At 59.3% G+C, this 16,597-nt stretch carries 15 protein-coding genes and 2 pseudogenes; 11 read left to right on the forward strand and 6 right to left on the reverse strand.

The features are described from left to right. Positions 1–233 (reverse strand): annotated as a pseudogene (locus AC07O1_RS16515) (hypothetical protein); the annotation flags it as partial. A 278-nt stretch (positions 234–511) separates the two neighbouring features. After that, complete coding sequence (locus AC07O1_RS16520; RefSeq protein WP_495089380.1) at positions 512–790, reverse strand: DUF2790 domain-containing protein; 279 nt, start codon at positions 788–790, stop codon at positions 512–514. A 217-nt stretch (positions 791–1,007) separates the two neighbouring features. Between AC07O1_RS16520 and AC07O1_RS16525 the strand changes: the two are divergent. Together AC07O1_RS16525 and AC07O1_RS16530 are read left to right on the forward strand one after the other, a co-directional pair. Next, positions 1,008–1,241: pseudogene (locus tag AC07O1_RS16525) on the forward strand (hypothetical protein); the annotation flags it as partial. Next, positions 1,207–1,491 carry an OprD family outer membrane porin gene (locus AC07O1_RS16530; protein WP_495089478.1) on the forward strand — a complete coding sequence of 95 codons (285 nt, stop codon included), beginning with the start codon at positions 1,207–1,209 and terminating at the stop codon, positions 1,489–1,491. The pseudogene AC07O1_RS16525 and the gene AC07O1_RS16530, both read left to right, overlap by 35 nt. 129 nt (positions 1,492–1,620) lie before the next feature. On the opposite strand, the gene AC07O1_RS16535 is transcribed toward AC07O1_RS16530, so the two are convergent. The 3 genes from AC07O1_RS16535 to pdxR form a co-directional block, all read right to left on the reverse strand. Further along, complete coding sequence (locus AC07O1_RS16535) at positions 1,621–2,886, reverse strand: MFS transporter (protein WP_495089381.1); 1,266 nt, start codon at positions 2,884–2,886, stop codon at positions 1,621–1,623. Positions 2,887–2,942: 56 nt separating this feature from the next. Continuing rightward, a complete protein-coding gene (locus AC07O1_RS16540; RefSeq protein WP_495089382.1) occupies positions 2,943–4,013 on the reverse strand; it encodes a sugar phosphate isomerase/epimerase family protein in 1,071 nt (356 codons plus the stop codon). Positions 4,014–4,125: 112 nt separating this feature from the next. Further along, the gene (gene pdxR, locus AC07O1_RS16545; RefSeq protein WP_495089383.1) at positions 4,126–5,634 is read right to left on the reverse strand and encodes a MocR-like pyridoxine biosynthesis transcription factor PdxR; all 1,509 of its coding nucleotides are present in this window, start codon (positions 5,632–5,634) and stop codon (positions 4,126–4,128) included. A 252-nt stretch (positions 5,635–5,886) separates the two neighbouring features. On the opposite strand from pdxR, the gene AC07O1_RS16550 reads away from it, so the two are divergent. The 7 genes from AC07O1_RS16550 (at position 5,887) to AC07O1_RS16580 (ending at position 12,289) form a co-directional block, all read left to right on the forward strand. Further along, positions 5,887–6,867, forward strand: a complete 981-nt coding sequence (locus AC07O1_RS16550) for a quinone oxidoreductase family protein (RefSeq protein WP_495089384.1) — start codon at positions 5,887–5,889, stop codon at positions 6,865–6,867. Positions 6,868–6,881: 14 nt separating this feature from the next. Next, the gene (locus AC07O1_RS16555; RefSeq protein ID WP_495089385.1) at positions 6,882–7,730 is read left to right on the forward strand and encodes a TauD/TfdA dioxygenase family protein; all 849 of its coding nucleotides are present in this window, start codon (positions 6,882–6,884) and stop codon (positions 7,728–7,730) included. An 85-nt stretch (positions 7,731–7,815) separates the two neighbouring features. Then, complete coding sequence (locus AC07O1_RS16560) at positions 7,816–8,868, forward strand: beta-keto acid cleavage family enzyme (protein ID WP_494994758.1); 1,053 nt, start codon at positions 7,816–7,818, stop codon at positions 8,866–8,868. A 91-nt stretch (positions 8,869–8,959) separates the two neighbouring features. Beyond that, the gene (locus tag AC07O1_RS16565; protein WP_495089386.1) at positions 8,960–10,291 is read left to right on the forward strand and encodes an MFS transporter; all 1,332 of its coding nucleotides are present in this window, start codon (positions 8,960–8,962) and stop codon (positions 10,289–10,291) included. Next, a complete protein-coding gene (locus tag AC07O1_RS16570; RefSeq protein ID WP_495089387.1) occupies positions 10,288–10,959 on the forward strand; it encodes a DsbA family oxidoreductase in 672 nt (223 codons plus the stop codon). Before AC07O1_RS16565 ends, AC07O1_RS16570 begins: the two co-directional genes overlap by 4 nt. Then, positions 10,956–11,282 carry a Rieske (2Fe-2S) protein gene (locus AC07O1_RS16575; RefSeq protein ID WP_495089388.1) on the forward strand — a complete coding sequence of 109 codons (327 nt, stop codon included), beginning with the start codon at positions 10,956–10,958 and terminating at the stop codon, positions 11,280–11,282. Before AC07O1_RS16570 ends, AC07O1_RS16575 begins: the two co-directional genes overlap by 4 nt. Continuing rightward, entirely contained in the window at positions 11,279–12,289 is a 1,011-nt protein-coding gene (locus AC07O1_RS16580; protein ID WP_495089389.1) for a YeiH family protein, read from the forward strand. Before AC07O1_RS16575 ends, AC07O1_RS16580 begins: the two co-directional genes overlap by 4 nt. Before the next feature lie 307 nt (positions 12,290–12,596). Here AC07O1_RS16580 and AC07O1_RS16585 read toward each other — a convergent pair whose 3' ends face one another. Continuing rightward, positions 12,597–13,652, reverse strand: coding sequence for an AraC family transcriptional regulator (locus AC07O1_RS16585; RefSeq protein WP_495089390.1), 1,056 nt, complete (start codon positions 13,650–13,652; stop codon positions 12,597–12,599). A 356-nt stretch (positions 13,653–14,008) separates the two neighbouring features. On the opposite strand from AC07O1_RS16585, the gene AC07O1_RS16590 reads away from it, so the two are divergent. Together AC07O1_RS16590 and AC07O1_RS16595 are read left to right on the forward strand one after the other, a co-directional pair. Then, positions 14,009–14,575 carry an RBBP9/YdeN family alpha/beta hydrolase gene (locus AC07O1_RS16590; RefSeq protein ID WP_495089391.1) on the forward strand — a complete coding sequence of 189 codons (567 nt, stop codon included), beginning with the start codon at positions 14,009–14,011 and terminating at the stop codon, positions 14,573–14,575. A 144-nt stretch (positions 14,576–14,719) separates the two neighbouring features. Then, positions 14,720–16,573: a DUF1302 domain-containing protein gene (locus tag AC07O1_RS16595; RefSeq protein ID WP_495089392.1), complete on the forward strand. Its 1,854-nt coding sequence runs from the start codon at positions 14,720–14,722 to the stop codon at positions 16,571–16,573. Positions 16,574–16,597 lie beyond the last annotated feature (24 nt).

Genomic DNA, 16,597 nt, shown 5'->3' on the forward strand with positions numbered 1-16,597 from the left:
CCAATGCCCGTAATCCAAAGAGCTACAAGGGCAAGCACTACGGTTTTTTGAAGACTTTCCATGTGCGCGTCATCATGCTGACCTGACGCATCCCCCTTCAGGAGTTGCTTGACCATTGCAATATCGCTGGTCAAAACCAGCCCGATTGCCACACAGCAGGCAATAAGGTGGACATATACAACGCCCAAACGCAGAAACTCCACGGTCGACGAAGAAAGCATACTAAGTTCCATGGTTACCTCTTTGTTATAGCGGTGGATCAACCTGGCTCTCAGCACGGCATAATTGGAGTTTGCCGTTGATGATTGCAGTTAAGATCCAGCAATTAATATTAATTAATCTTGCGGTATTACGCTGCCAGGACAATAGCGATTTTCGCGAATGAACTTTTAATCATTCGATCATGTCCATTTTCAGGTAACAAAAAACATCATCCGCACTTAGTGAATATGAGATTTAACTTCCGCTTCTGGGGGGGCAGGCGAGGCCCAGAACCCTATCGGTGAGCGGATCAGGCAATGCTGGTGGGGTCGGCGGGGCTTGCACCCCATTCGAGGAAACGGATCTTGTGAACCTCGCCCTCGCTGTCTTCGTAGACCAGGGTCACCGGTACCACGCCGGTCTTGTCGGATGTATCGGTGCGCTGCAGTACCCGTTTCACATCGATGTCCATCCCGTAATGGTATTCGACGGCTGAGACATGCGCGCCGGGTTCTTGCAGGCTGTTCTGGTCGAAGACACTTGGTGCGAGACTGGAAATCACGGCACTGACAATTGTGGTCATGCTCATAAGGTTGTACCTCCACTTAAGTTCGCTTGACAAGGACCTAATGTGACACGTGGTGAAAGGGAAGTTCACTTCACCGCGACGAACGCACCGATCTGAGTCGCCTGTAGTGGCTTCAGGCTCCCGGCAATTCCCCGTGCTTGACGCCTCTCGACCATTCGTCCATTAAACGCCGTATTTGTTGGGCCAAACGCCTTTTTGGATGAGGTCATAACATGTCATGACAGATTTTCGCGCAAGGTTTCACGCGGTGGCTGTGACGGTACATGGACCGAAAACGCCTGCTATCGGGCCAGGGGAGAAATATCGGGTATTGGCCGATTTGCAGCCTCTCGCGAAGGGCTGCAGCCGTGTGGTTGCAGGCTTGTTCACCTACAGTCTGGCAGGCCACGTTTTCAGTCTGGGTTATCAACATCTGAGTGGCTCAAGCGACTTTCCGTTTGGCAATCAGGGGGACGGAGCAAGTCACGGACCGGCAAACTGGAGCACGTTTCCAGAAGGCGGGAGAGCGAGCCTGGGTGGCTCGGCATGTCTTCGATTTCGCCGCATTGGGTGTACCGGGCTTGACGACTCAACTGGCCTGTCAGCGCGCTGCCCATATCAAAACGGCACAGGGTGAGCAGCATGAAAGGGAACGCGATTTTCGCTCTGATGCTGACTGTCAAACTTGCTCTAAAGCGTTTTCACACAGCCTGGACCCATAGCCGACATTCGCGCGACCGTCCGTACTCACCTGGCTTACGGGGTTGCTGCATGGTGAATCCACTGCCCATACAGCAACTTTTCCAGGAAGAGGCATTACGCCGACCAGTTTCCGGTTACCAGGGCGATGTTCAGGTTTGCACTGCGCTGACTTCGCCGGTGGTCGTGGAGTTATTCCGGACCGCCTGATACAGCAGGCTGGACACCATGAACCCGAGAATGGCCAACAGACTCATCAAGCTGAAGACGTAGTTGTAGCCTTGCTGGCCGGGGAAATGGTCGAGGATTGCGCCATAGATGACGTAAGCGAACATGCCCGGTGCGTAGCCGATCAGGCAACCGATACCGAAGGCTGAACCGGTGATGTGCTGGGGGATGCCGACTTCACCCATGGGCGCCCAGAACACGCCGCGCATGGAGAACACGATGAGTGCAAAGGACAGGGTGGCGGCCATGCCCGCGTAGATGAAACTCGGGTTTTTCGGGATGAGCATGACGATGCCCATGAGTGGCAGCAAGGCCAGGAATGCCCATTTCAGATAGCGGCTGGTGCTCTTGAACTGCTTGTCGGCAATGAAGCCACCGGCAGGGCCGCCCAGAATCTTGAGGAAGTACTGGTTGATGATGCCGTAAGCGCCCACCAGTGCCACGGGCAGTTCGTACATGTCCTTGAGGTAGGGAATGAAGTAGGTCAGGCCGCAGTACACGATGTAGACCATGAACACGTTGAGGCTGACCAGCCAGATACCCGGCACCTTGATGGCCTCGAGCAGGTTCGACAAACCGTTCTTCGGCTTGGCAGTCGACTGCGCGGTGCCGCCCTTGAGCAGAAACCAGGTCAGGGTTCCGGCAAGAATGTCGATGACCGAATAAAACAGGATCGCCGATTTCAGGCCGGCCTCACCGGAGCCCATGGCGACGAAGACACCCAAAGCAGAAAAGGCGACCAGCGTATCAATAACACCACGCCCGCCTTCCAGAAGACCGAACAACCGCCCCTGTTCCTGGTCGTCACCCAGATTGCGGATGGCCTTGAGCAGCGAGGGCCAGAAGATGCAATCGGCACAGACGGCCAACAGGCTGAACACGATCAGTAGATTGCTGAAGGGCGGGAAGGTCGCCAGGTAGAGCCCGAGACTGCCGGTGCCGAGCAGACCGATGGGAATCAGCTTGCGTGTGTCGAAGCGGTCTGCGAGCAGACCGCCTACGACAAACAGCGCGGTGGCGATAATGGCGTTGGCGCTCAGCAGCAGGCCGATTTCAGTATGGGTCAATCCCATGAATTCTTGCATGGGCACATAGAAGGCGTCCTTGAGGCTCGACAGTTTGTAAATGGTGCCCCCACCGAGGATGAGAATCAGGAATCTGAGCCATTTGGCCTTGTCACGAGTTGTCATTATTGTTCTCCAGGCGTAATCGGGTAAGCAGTACCGGTTGTCACGTCACGTCACGTTCAGGCGTTTGCGCGGTTGTCCAGGGTCAACTCGGCCAGGGTTCGGAGCTCGGCCAGCAGGCTTCGTACATAGGCGACCTGGTTGTTTGCCCAACGGTGTTCATCGGCCAACATTCGCTCAAGCGAATAGCCGCCAGGCAGCGCCGTTGCACTCATTTCCCGGTACGCAATGAACGGGTCGGCGGCCTCAAGGGTCTGGCGGAACGCCGGGGCGACGTAGTGGTTTTCCTGCTCAAGGATGAACGCGATCACTTGCGGGGTTGATTCGCCGAGCATCAACAGTTCGAACACCATGCGTGCGTTGGGCAGATCGTCTTCGTCACAGCCCTGCAGCACGCCGTAATGGCCGAATCCGTTTTGCTCGGGGACGATACGCACACCCTTGAGGTGGGTCTGGCGTATGTGCGGCGCCAGGGTACGGAGCGCCTGCAGGGGCTGTTCGCAGGCATTGATCATGTTGCCAAAGTCGAACAAGGCATGCAGTCGGGGGTGGTTGAGCCGATTCAGCAGTTGCGCGATCTCGGTGCTCTTGAGTTCCTCATGCTGCTCGAAGTCGAAGAACAGGTCATGTTCGTCTGCCTGCTGCGCGAGGTAATGCAGGTCTGACTCGATCACCTCCATGACCTGCGACAGCGTCCCCTCGTAGCGTGAGTAAACGCGGATGTTGCGGGTTCCCAGGACCCTGGCAATGGCGATCACCTGATCGACATCTTTTTTCAGCGTGCTGCTGATTTCCAGGTGCACATCCAGTCCGAGCGCATTGGCCTTGTCAGCAAACGCCTGTAGTTGCGTAGGTGTCATTTGACTCAGGCTGTTTTCCTCGCCGTCGAGCAAGTGCAGGCTCAGACCCTGCAGCTCGTGGCGATAGGCGAAGTCCAGCAGGTCGCCAGGTGTGACACGGCCATGGGTGAGGTTGGTCAGCAAGGGGTAGGCATGAGCAAACAAGCGCAGTTGCCCAAGTCGGTCGAGCAGCCGGCGGGCCAGTGCTTGAGTCAGTGCGGGAGGAGCTCCGGCCTCGACAGCCTTGTGGCTGAGCAAGGCATTGAATCGTTCCTGGATCTTATTGTTCATTCGAGTTATTCCTGGTTCAGACGCCGGGTCTACCGGCGCAGCCTTTATCGCGCCAGTCAGGAACTCTCGATAGATCCATTATCAGTTAAATCATAAGACCACTTGCCTTGCTTCAAGTGGCCTGCTGCAGGTACCCCATTTTGCTCAAGGCCTGGGCAAGTGCTTCGACGCGCTCCTCGGCCTGGTCCTCAGGTGTGCCGGCAAAACCGATCAGTAGAGCAGGTGGCAGGACATGCTCAAGGCAGTAGTCGCTCAGGGCATAGGTGTGAATATTATGCCTGGCCAGTTCCTTGGCGATGGCGTCGTCATCAAGCTTGGGTGGCAGCCAGGCGATCAGGTGCATGCCGGCTTCCACCGGGGTGATCTTGAAGAAACCGCCCAGCCGTTCCTGCAGTTGTTCGACCAGTGCTTGCTGGCGAGTCTGGTACAGCGCACGCATGCGACGAATATGGCCCGGAAAGTGGCCTTCGCCCATGAAGTCTGCTGTCACGGCCTGCAGCAGTGTGGGCGGGCTGCGATCCATGACCGCCCGCAGGGTGCAGAAGGGTTCGATCAAGGCGTGCGGCAGTATCACGTAACCCAGTCGTAGCGAGGGGAAGAGCACTTTGCTGAACGTTCCGACGTGGATCACCCGGGCCCATTGGTCCATGGCATAGAGTGCAGGCAGGGGGCGGCCGTTGTAGCGAAATTCACTGTCGCAGTCGTCCTCGATGATCCAGCTTTGGTTACGCGCGGCCCAGTCGATGAGTTCCTGGCGCCGCGCATAACTCATGGTGACGCCCAAGGGGTGCTGACGAGCAGGCGTGGTAAACACCAGGCGGGCGTCAGGGCACTGAGCCAGGCCTTGCTGGATATCGATCCCCTGTTCGTCGATACGCAACGGGACCACCAGACCACCCTGGGCCTGGAGCGCGATTCGCGCCGCGATATGCCCCGGATCCTCCATCCACACGCTGTCCTGTGGATTGAGCAACAGCATGCCCAGCAGGTTAAAGGCTTGCTGGGCGCCGGAAACGATGACCACCTGCTCGGCACTGCAGTCGATGCCACGGGCATCAAAGACGTATTCGGCAATCGCCTTGCGCAGGGCCAGCAATCCTTGCAGTTCGCCATAGCCGAGCATGGCCTTGGTCGGCTTGTGCAGATGGCGGTTCATCAGGCGCTTCCAGATATGCTGCGGGAACGCGTCGTAAGTGCTGTGGCTGGGCAGGAACGAGGTAGGGCTTGCGGGGTCCCAGTCGGCATAGCAAACCCCTCGGAAATGATTGCTGCGCAGCGACAGCATGGATTGGCTCAGATTGGACAGGCGAGGTGGCTGGCGCTGCCGCTCATCGTCGGCAATACCACGGCTTTCCCACTCATTGCCGACATAGGTACCGGCCCCGGTTCGCGAGGCCAGAAAGCCTTCGGCAATCAGCTGATCAAAGGCATTGAGAATAGTGATCCGCGACAGCGCAAGCTCTTTGCTCAAGGTCCGGGTCGACGGCAGGCGCACGCCCCCTTGAATTCTTCCACTGAGAATCTGTTTGCGAATCTGCAAATAGAGTTGGCGGTACAGGGGAATGGAGCTGGCACGGTCCAGCTCAATACCCGACAGCAGCAAACCTGCGGGGGATTTCATTACATGCTCGTCTGGATGGAGTGTGGTTTGACCTGGAACACCGTCAGGTACCGAGGTGCGCAAGGGTATCGAGCGGTACTGGATAAGTCATCCACCTCAGGCGTTGATACAGCGCACGCCACCCGGGTAGCTGTCACGAAATGAAAAGCCATTGTCGTCTGATGAGAAGCGGCTTGCCGGACTGCGTCCTACAGTCCAATCAGCGCAAATCGACGCTGCACGCCAATCTTGCAGACTGGAGAATAAGAAAACATGGCCAAAGCCATACGCTTCTACGAAACAGGTGGTCCCGAAGTCCTCCGTTATGAGGAGGTCGAAGTTGGCGAACCCGGTCCAGGCCAGGCTCGTCTTCGTCATGTGGCGGTCGGCCTGAACTATGCCGACACCTACTTTCGCAATGGCACCTACCCGATCCCGATGCCCAACGGCATGGGGGTTGAAGCCTGCGGTGTGGTCCAGGCCATCGGCGAGGGGGTTACCAGCGTACGCGTGGGTGATCGCGTTACCTACACCGGTTTTCTCAATACATTAGGTGCCTACAGCACCGAGCGTCTGATCCCGGCCGCGCCGTTGATCAAGCTTCCGGAAACCATCAGTTTCGAGACCGCCGCGGCCATGACCATGCGCGGCCTGACGTCGGCGTACCTGATGCGGCGCATTTACGATTTCAAGGCTGGCGACAGCATTCTGCTGCACGCCGCCGCCGGTGGTGTGGGCCTGATCGTTTCGCAGTGGGCCAGGCTGCTCGGCCTGACCGTCATCGGCACCGTGTCCACCGAGGTCAAGGGCGAAATCGCCCGGGCCCATGGCTGCGACCATGTCATCAACTACAGCCATGAAGACGTCGCCCAGCGCGTTCGCGAATTGACTGACGGCGTCGGTGTCAACGTGGTGTTCGACAGCGTCGGCAAGAATACCTTCACAGGCTCCCTGGACTCGCTCAAGCGCCGCGGCCTGATGGTTTGCGTCGGCACCGCATCCGGCCCGATCCCGGCCTTCGATCCGGTACAGCTGGCGATCAAGGGCTCGTTGTTCATGACCCGCCCGGCCCTGGCCGACTACATCGCCGACCCGGCGGAAAAAGCCGCCCTGGCGGGCGAGTTGTTCGACCACGTCGGCAGCGGTCGAATCAAGATCGAGATTAACCAGCACTATGCGTTGCAGGATGCCGCGCAGGCTCATCGCGACCTGGAGTCACGCAAGACCACGGGCTCATCGATTTTCGTCATTTAAGGGAGCCGCCTGCCATGAAAGTCGAACAATTGACCTGCAGCATTGGCGCGGAACTGGTCGGCGTCAACCTTGCCGATGCGGTCCATGACGACGGTCTTTTTGCCGAGATTCGTGCTCAGCTGCTCAAGCATCGGGTGGTGTTCCTGCGTAACCAGGACATCAGTCGCGCCGAGCACGTGGCGTTCGCCCGTCGTTTTGGCGAGCTGGAGGATCATCCGGTGGCCGGCAGCGACCCGGATCATCCGGGGCTGGTGCGCATCTACAAGAGCCCGGACCAGTCGATGGACCGCTACGAGAACGCCTGGCACACCGATGCTACCTGGCGGGAGGCCCCGCCGATGGGCTGCGTGCTGCGCTGCGTTGAATGTCCACCAGTGGGGGGCGACACCATGTGGGCAAACATGGTGGAAGCCTATGCGCGCTTGCCTGATGAGGTGAAGGCGAAGATCTCCGATCTGCGAGCCCGCCACAGCATCGAGTCGAGCTTCGGTGCCGCCATGCCGATCGATAAGCGTCTGGCGCTTAAGGCGATGTACCCGGATGCCGAGCACCCGGTAGTGCGCACCCACCCGGAAACCTTGGAAAAGGTGCTGTTCGTCAATGCCTTTACCACCCACTTCAGCAACTACCACACCCCCGGGCGGGTACGCTTCGGCCAGGACGCCAACCCTGGTGCGGGTGAGCTGCTGCGCTACCTGATCAGCCAGGCGTACATCCCGGAATATCAGGTGCGTTGGCGCTGGACGCCCAACAGTATCGCGATCTGGGACAACCGCAGTACCCAGCATTACGCCGTGATGGATTACCCGCCGTGCCATCGCAAGATGGAACGTGCCGGCATCATCGGCGACAAGACTTACTGATCAGTCGTTTCTGCATTCGCACTCGTACACACGTCCCCCGGCAACGTCCGGAGTGGGCGGACAATGATAATAAAAGGAGTAACTCATGCAATTTTTTGACGATTCCCTGCACCCGGAAAACATGGAAAAGGTGGTGATCACCGTCGCTCCGTACGGGCCTGAGTGGATGCCGGAAGACTTCCCCGAAGACATCCCCCTGACCATGGATGAGCAGGTGCAGAAGGCGGTCGATTGTTATGAGGCAGGTGCCACCGTATTGCACCTGCACGTGCGCGAGCTGGACGGCAAGGGCTCCAAGCGCCTGTCCAAGTTCAACGAATTGATCGCCGGTGTGCGCGAAGCCGTGCCGGACATGATCATCCAGGTCGGTGGTTCGATTTCCTTCGCGCCCGAAAGCGATGGCGAAGCCGCCAAGTGGCTGTCTGACGATACTCGCCACATGCTGGCTGAACTGACGCCAAAACCGGATCAGGTCACGGTGGCCATCAACACCACCCAGATGAACATCATGGAGCTGCTCTATCCGGAATACCTGGAGGGCACGTCCCTGGCTAACCCGGCCTATCAGGCCGCCTACAGCGAGATGACCGTGCCGGCAGGTCCTGCCTGGGTCGCGGAGCACCTGCGTCGCCTGATGGCTGCCGGCGTCCAGCCGCATTTCCAGCTGACCGGGATGCATGCCCTGGAGACACTTGAGCGCCTGGTGCGCAAGGGCGTCTACATGGGGCCGTTGAACCTGACCTGGATTGGCATCGGCGGTGGTTTCGATGGCCCTAATCCGTTCAACTTCTTCAACTTCGTCCACCGCGCGCCGGATGGCTGCACCGTGACCGCCGAATCGCTGTTGAAGAACGTGCTGCCGTTCAATGTCATGGCGCTGTCCATGGGGATGCATCCACGGGTGGGCATTGAAGACACGATTATCAATCACAAAGGCGAGCGTTTCAGCTCTGTGCAGCAGATCGAGCAAACCGTGCGCGTAGCCCATGAGCTGGGTCGCGCAATCGCCACCGGCAAAGAAGCGCGTGAGATCTACCGCATCGGTGTGCAGTACCAGAGTATCGAAGAAACCCTGTTGGCCAACGGTATGGCCCCCAACCGCAAGGCTGGCCAGAAGGGTGTGCCGCAACGCGGCTAACGGCAGCGGAGCGAGAGGTCGACGGCCTCTCGCTCGCTGCATTGCAACAAGCTCGATAACAACAAATAAAACAAAGTTTCGAGGAGGCTGCATGGCCTATCACCCAAGCGTCGCAGACGATGACGACTCAAGTACTGTCGGTGTTGCGCGCAAATATGCCTGGATCGTCTTTGCACTGACGTTCGGCTTGTTGATTTCCGATTACATGTCGCGCCAGGTGCTGAACGCGGTGTTCCCGATGCTCAAGGGCGAGTGGGCCCTGAGCGACGGCCAGCTCGGCCTGCTCAGTGGCATTGTCGCCTTGATGGTCGGCTTGCTGACATTTCCCCTGTCGTTGATGGCTGATCGCTTCGGTCGGGTAAAGAGCCTGGCGCTGATGGCTCTACTGTGGAGTCTGGCCACTCTAGGCTGCGCGTTGGCGCAGGACTACCAGCAGATGTTCATTGCCCGCTTCATGGTGGGTGTCGGCGAGGCGGCCTATGGCAGCGTCGGCATCGCGGTGGTGATTTCGGTCTTTCCCAAACACCTGCGCGCAACGCTTGCCAGTGCCTTCATGGCGGGCGGCATGTTCGGATCGGTATTAGGCATGGCCTTGGGCGGTGTATTAGCTGCCAGGTTGGGCTGGCGCTGGTCGTTCGCCGGCATGGCGCTGTTTGGCCTGCTGCTGGCTGTGCTTTACCCGATCATCGTCAAGGAAGCGCGCATCGCCCCGCAACGCGCTGCCCAAGTCGCGAACAAGGCAGCAGCAGCGGTCAAGCGTCCGCTAAGCACGCTGTGTTCCAGCCGTTCGGTGATCGCGGCCTATATCGGCAGCGGCTTGCAACTGTTTGTCGGTGGCACCGTGATTGTGTGGATGCCCAGTTACCTCAATCGTTATTACGACATGGGAACGGACAAGGCGGGCGGTGTCGCGGCAATCATCGTGCTGTGCAGCGGGGCAGGGATGATTCTGTGCGGCATGCTCAGCGACCGACTGTGTCGCCACTCGCCGGAGCGAAAGGTCGCCCTGGCCATCGCGTTTTGCCTGGGCAGTTGCCTGCTGCTGTCGGCGGCGTTCGCCTTGCCGGCGGGGCCTGCGCAACTGCTGCTGATCTGCCTGGGAATGCTGATTGCCGCCGGCACCACCGGACCTGCCGGGGCGATGGTTGCCAACCTGACCCATTATTCTGTCCACGGCACGGCCTTTGCCACGCTGACCCTGGCCAACAACATGCTCGGATTGGCCCCGGGGCCGTTCATCACCGGCAAGGTGTCCGATGTAATCGGCTTGCAGGCCACCTTCCAATTGGTGCCATTGATCAGCATCGCGGCAGCGGCCGTGTTCTTTTATGCCAAGTGTCATTACCACAAGGATGTTGCCCGGCTTAAGGGCGAGCGTGTCAACGATTCAGTTAGCCAAGCGGTGTTAGAGGTGAAGTTGTGAGTGGTCGTTTACGTATTGATGTGTTCTTCGATTTCATCTGCCCCTGGTGCCTGATCGGCAAGCGCCAACTGGAGCGCGCGCAGGATCTTTTGCGCATCCAGCAACCGGGTGTGGACATCACCACGGTGTGGCACGGGGTGCAGCTGTTGCCACAACTGCCGGTACAGGGTGAGCCCTTTGTCGAGTTTTATCGCAAACGCCTGGGCAGTGCCGAAGCGGTAAGCATGCGCCAGGCCCAGGTGCAGCAGGCCGCGATGGCGGTGGGGGTGCCCATCGACCTGAGCCGCATCGCCACCATGCCCAATACCGCTGATGCCCATCGTTTGCTGGAACGTGCCACTGTGCTGGGCAGTACGGCACAGCGTGATGTCTTGCTTGAACGTCTGTTCGCCGCCTACTTCCAGTACGGCGAGGACTTGGGCTGCCGTGAGACCTTGATCGCCATCGCCCAGGCGTGCGGTTTCGACGCGGGCGACCTGGCTGACTGCCTGCAAGGCGATGCCGCTCGCTTTGTCGGCGATGGCCATGAGGCAGGGGCGGCCAGCGGTGTGCCCTGTTTTCAGTTCGACCGTCGTCTGACGGTGGTAGGCGCGCAGCCTGCCGAGGCGCTGCTTGGCGCCATGTGCGAAGCCTTGCTCGATAATAATCGCGTGCGGCTACCGGCATGAGTCGGCGTGTCCCCGTGCCTGCCGGAAAACTCCCGCAGGCGGATGGCCGCGCGCTGGTTGAATTCGAGGGAAAAAGCCTGGTGTTGTTCAACGTCGAGGGTGAACTGTTTGCCATCGACGACAGTTGCCCGCATCAGGGCGCCTCGCTGTGTGGCGGGCGCCTTGAGGGGAGGGTGATCCAGTGCTGCGCCCATGGCCTGCGCTTCGATCTGCGCAGCGGCTACTTGCTCAATTCAACCCAGCTCAAAGTCGCCAACTACCCAGTCGAGATCATCGACGGCCAGGCATTCATCGTCATCGTTTCTGAGGAGTCCGCGTCATGAGCGCCATCGCTCTCACCCATATCCATAGCCGAACGCGCGAACTGGCGCCGGGTTTTGTCGTCAGTCTGATCGTGGCGGCGGCCGCGTCCTTTTTGTCCGAGCATTACGGTGCGCCGGTGATGCTGTTCGCCCTGCTGCTTGGCATGGCGCTGAACTTCCTTGCCGGTGATGGCGCGTGCAAGGCTGGCATCGAGTTCACGGCACGCAGCGTGCTGCGCATCGGCGTGGCCCTGCTGGGCATGCGCATCACCCTCGAACAGATTGCCGCGCTGGGCTGGAAGCCTGTGGCCCTGGTGGTGATTCTGGTGGTGGTGACGATTGGCGTCTCGGTGGTTGCGGCCAAGGCGCTGGGTTTTCAGCGCTTGTTTGGCATGCTTACCGGTGGGGCAACCGCGATTTGTGGTGCGTCGGCGGCGTTGGCGCTGGCGGCGGCGTTGCCCAATCATCCGCAGAAAGAGCGTGCCACGCTGTTCACGGTCATCGGGGTGTCGGCACTGTCCACCACGGCGATGATCCTGTATCCGATGATTGCCAATTGGCTGTCGTTGTCCCCGCAAGTGGCCGGCGTGTTCCTGGGCGCCACCATTCACGATGTCGCCCAGGTGGTCGGTGCCGGTTACAGCATGTCGACCGAGACCGGTGATACGGCCACGGTGGTCAAGTTGATGCGGGTTGCCATGCTGCTGCCGGTGATCGTTTGTGCGGCGATGGTCACGCGTATGCAGGGTGCCGATCCGACCGGCAAGCGACCACCGCTGCTACCGTGGTTCGCCGTCGGTTTTCTGCTGCTGGCCTGTATCAACAGCACTGGCTGGGTAGCCCCGGTGGTGCAGGGTTCGGTCAACGAGCTATCGCGCTGGTGCCTGGTAGTTTCCATCAGCGCCCTGGGTATGAAGACCCAGCTCAAGGAGCTGGCCGCTGTCGGCATCAAGCCCATCCTGCTGATGGTGGGGGAGACGGTGTTCCTTGTCGTGCTGGTGCTGCTGTTGCTGCACTGGGGGTTCTAAGCGCGTTAAGCAATTTCAGGTCCAGCCTATTCCCCGTAGCAGCTGGCGTAGCCTGCGTTCGGCCGCGCAGCGGTCGTGAATTCAAACGATAGGGTGCTTCAGGAAAACCGCGCACTCAGTTTTTACGACTGCTACGCAGCCGAACGCAGGCTACGCCAGCTGCTACGGAGGGCTGCACTGCATTGGTTCCTCGGTGCAGTGAGGCTCTGGGCCGGTATCACAAACACGGGTTTTTTCGCGGCGACTGTACCAGCAGTCGCCGTTTTTTTTGTTGAAGTCCCAGCCTCCATCTCCGTCGGTTCAGGAGTCAGGGTGCTGTGGGGCCGGGAAGGGTGGTCGGGTCAATCTGTGCTCTGGCAGCGGCGTGTTTTTGCGCGCTGCGCCAGGCTGCTGGCGGCATGCCGAACTGGGTGATGAACCAGCGTGTGAAGGAACTCGCCATGGAGTAGCCGAGCATGTCGGCAATGCGCCCTAGCGAGTAATTCGGGTTTTCCAGGTAGCGCAGCACCAGATCGCGACGCACGTCGTTGATCAGGTCGTTGAAGGCGCAGCCGTCGCCTTTGAGGCGGCGCTGCAGGGTCCGAACGTTCATGCCCTGGGTCTGGGCGATTTGCTCGATGGTGGCGCGCCCCATCGGCAACAGCAGGTAGATGGCTTTGCGCACCTCGAACAGCATCGATGGTCCTTCGTGGCTGAGCAGCGAGTCGAGGTAACTCTGGGCGTAGCGCGCCATGGCCGGATCGGCGTGGGGATTGGTCATGTCGAGGCTGGCGTCGGAGCAGACAATGCCATTGAACTCGCTGCCGAATTCCAGGTTACAGCCGAACAGGCGGCGATGCAGGTGCAGGTTGTCCGGGGGCTGGTGCGTGAAGTTGACGCTGTAGGGGTGCCAGTGTGTACCGAGCAAGGCGGCGCACAGGCGGAACATCACCCCGATTGCCAGCTCAGTGGCTTGTCGGCAGGGCATCGGTGATTCGGTGACCACCTCCTCGCGAATGATCACCATCTTGCCGGCCTCTTCAATGAAGATGGCCAGCGAATCGTTCATCAGATGACGGTAATGCACCACGACCTGCAAGGCATCACGCAGCGTGCGCTGGTGGCTGAGCAGCAGGCTGACGACACCGAAGTCCGAGAGCTGGCGCGATTCGGCCATGCTCAGGCCGAAACTCTGGCATCCGCTGGCGGCGGCCGAATCCTCCAGCAGGCGAACGGCTGCATCGATCGGAATACGTTGTTCGGGGGCTTGTAGCTGGGACCTGCTCAGGCCGACGCTCGCCAGCAAATCGTGCGGATTGAACCCAAGGTACTGGGTGACTTCCAGGTAGTTGGTCAAGACGGCGGCGCGAACAAGCTTAGTCATGCAGAGGTCTTTCCTGGAGTAGTTCCGGTGGAAATGAGCGTGGCTGACTATATCCAGCAAGTCATGAAATGAAAAGTTATGCCCTGAGCGATTTGGTTCACCCATTCCTGTATCGGCTCATGACTGCCTCATGGGGTCAATCCACCCTCAAGCATTGAATACCGTGACCTGGAGCAACCTCGAGGGTTTTTTCGACCCGCGCAAGAGTCACTTCAACGCCTCGAAATCTGTCATCAAAAGAAAAGCGACTGACGTCAAATGAAAAGCGCGTCGAGTGAGGGCTCTTTAATGTCAGCACTACAAAAAGCTTCTGGCGAATGAGCCAGTCGAGTCATCGAGAAAGCGAAGGTGTTGACGTGGACAAACTGCAAACTGCCGCAACCGTTCTGATCGTACCGGGCTTGCGCGAGCACGTTGCCGAGCATTGGCAAACGTTGCTTGAGGCCAGATTGAGCAAGGTGCGCAGTGTTCCGCCACTTGAAGCCGACAAGCTGGACTGCGCGGCCCGGGTCCGGGCGATCCAGCATGAGCTGGAGCAGATCGAAGGGCCGGTGATTCTGGTGGCCCACAGTGCCGGCGTGTTGATGGTCGCGCACTGGGCTGCGCGGCACAGTCGTCCGATCAAGGGCGCTCTGCTGGCCGCTCCACCGGATCTCGATGCCAGCTGGCCGCAAGGCTACCCATCCGCTGAAACTCTTCGTACCAATGGTTGGGATCCTCTACCCCAAGGCCCGCTGCCGTTCCGCAGCCTGGTGGCCGGCAGCACCAACGATCACCTTGCCAGCCTGGAGGCCGTGACCCGAATGGCCCGCAACTGGGGCAGTGAACTGGTCAACCTCGGCGCTGTAGGCCATCTCAACCCGGCCGCCGGCTACGGCGAATGGCCGCAGGCTGAAGCCTTTATCCGCACATTGGATCGCTAGGCGCGACGAGCCTGGCTCACCTCACCCTGGAGGAAAGGAAGTAAGCACCTGAGTAACGGTGCCTGAAAGACACTCGCATCGCCGCCTTACCCGGATGTGAGCCGTTGTTAGAACAAAAAAAACAAAAAAAACGGAGACAACGTAATGCACAACCCAACAAGTCACAGCTACTTTCAGCGCAGCCTGCTCGCCACGGCTATGCTGCTGGCCTGCATGCCGGCCGCCCATGCCTTTGAGTTCAACACTGGCAGTGAAGACTGGGCCGTGCGCTTCGATAACACCCTCAAGACCAGTTATGGCCAACGGGTGGAAGGTCAGAACTCGAAGATCGCCAACACCTCCAACCTCAACGACGGCGACAAGAACTTTCGTGTCGGTCGAGCGGTGACTGAGCGGGTCGATCTGCTGACCGAGCTGGATGTTGTCTACCAAAGGACAATGGGCTTTCGTGTCAGCGGCGCGAGTTGGTATGACCATGCCTATGACAACGCAGGTTCCAATTCCAACGCTTTTCCAGGACAAGCGGGCAACGCGGGTAACCTGGTTTCAGCGAATCCTGCTGGCAATTCGCTGAACGGCCACGTTGCACAGACTCATGGGCTGAGCGGTTATACCGATCGTTATTACAACGGCCCCTCCGGCGAAATCCTCGATGCCTTTGTGTTCTACAGCACCGAGATCGGCGAGGAGTCGATGTTCAGCGTCAAGCTCGGCAAGCACAACGTGTACTGGGGCGAGACCCTGTTCAACGCGGCCAACGGTATCAACTACGGTCAGGCAGGCCTGGACCTTGCCAAGCTGTATAACGTGCCGGGCACCGAAACCAAGGAACTGTTCCTGCCGCGCAACCAGATTTCCATGTCGTTCACGGTCAATCCAGAGCTGACGCTGGGCGCTCAGTACTTCCTGGAGTATCAGAACTCCCGTCTGCCCGAGGGGGGGACCTACATGGGGGCCTATGACATGCTGAACGATGGAGGGAAAGTCTTCTGGTTGCCACTGCCGACGGTTGGGAATGGTGCCTTTTTCGGCGCGCCGCGTGGCCATGATATCAAACCGCGCAATTCCGGCGACTTCGGGCTGATGGCCAAGTGGAGTCCGGAATGGCTGGATGGCACCCTGGGCTTCTACTACCGCAACACCTCGGACACCTTGCCGGCAGTGCTGATCAATGCGCCCAACCTGAATAAGCCTGGCCTGGCGGGTCTCCAGGGCACTGAATACTTCAGCGCCTACGCCGATGACATCGATATCTATGGCATCAGTCTGTCGAAGAGTGTGGGTCCGGTCAGCGTCGGTCTCGATCTGAACTATCGCGAGAACATGCCGCTGGTGAGCAATTTCAGCACCATCAACGGGCCATTGAATGCTGAGGCTGGTCAGGGCCAGATCAACGGCGCCAACCTGATCGGTGCCGTGCCGGGCAAAGGTGATACCGGGCTGGCCCGTGGCAAGACTTTCCACGTGGTACTCAATGGCCTGGTGACTTTTGGCAGGACTCCGTTGTGGGATGCTTCCTCCTTGGCCGTGGAAGGTGCCATGACCCATCTGGTCAGCGTCAATCAGGCCGGCAAACAGACCTTCAAGGGCGATTCCAGCTACAGGGGCGTCGACAAGGTCGACACCAATGCGTACACCATCGCTGCCAACTTCACTCCGACCTGGTTCCAGGTGTTCCCGGGTGTCGATCTGTCCATGCCAGTGGCCTACAACGTCGGCCTCAAGGGCAACTCTGCCATCCAGCTGGGTGGCAACGAGGGCGCCGGTAGCTACTCCGTAGGCATCGCTGCCGACGTCTATCAGAAGTACAAGTTCGACCTGAAGTACGTGGACGCTTTTGGTCCCTTCGATACCTGCAATAGCGGTACTGACAACAACACCCCCGGTGCTAATGGCCTGTACCAGTGCATCCCCGGTCAGATCACTTCGCAGGCAGGCCTGGCGCCGCTGCTGAAGGACCGCGGGATGGTCACGGCCTCGTTCAAAACCACCTTCTGATTGACGCTCGGATTACAAAAACAA

This window comes from Pseudomonas sp. GW821-FHT07G10, from assembly GCF_059418545.1.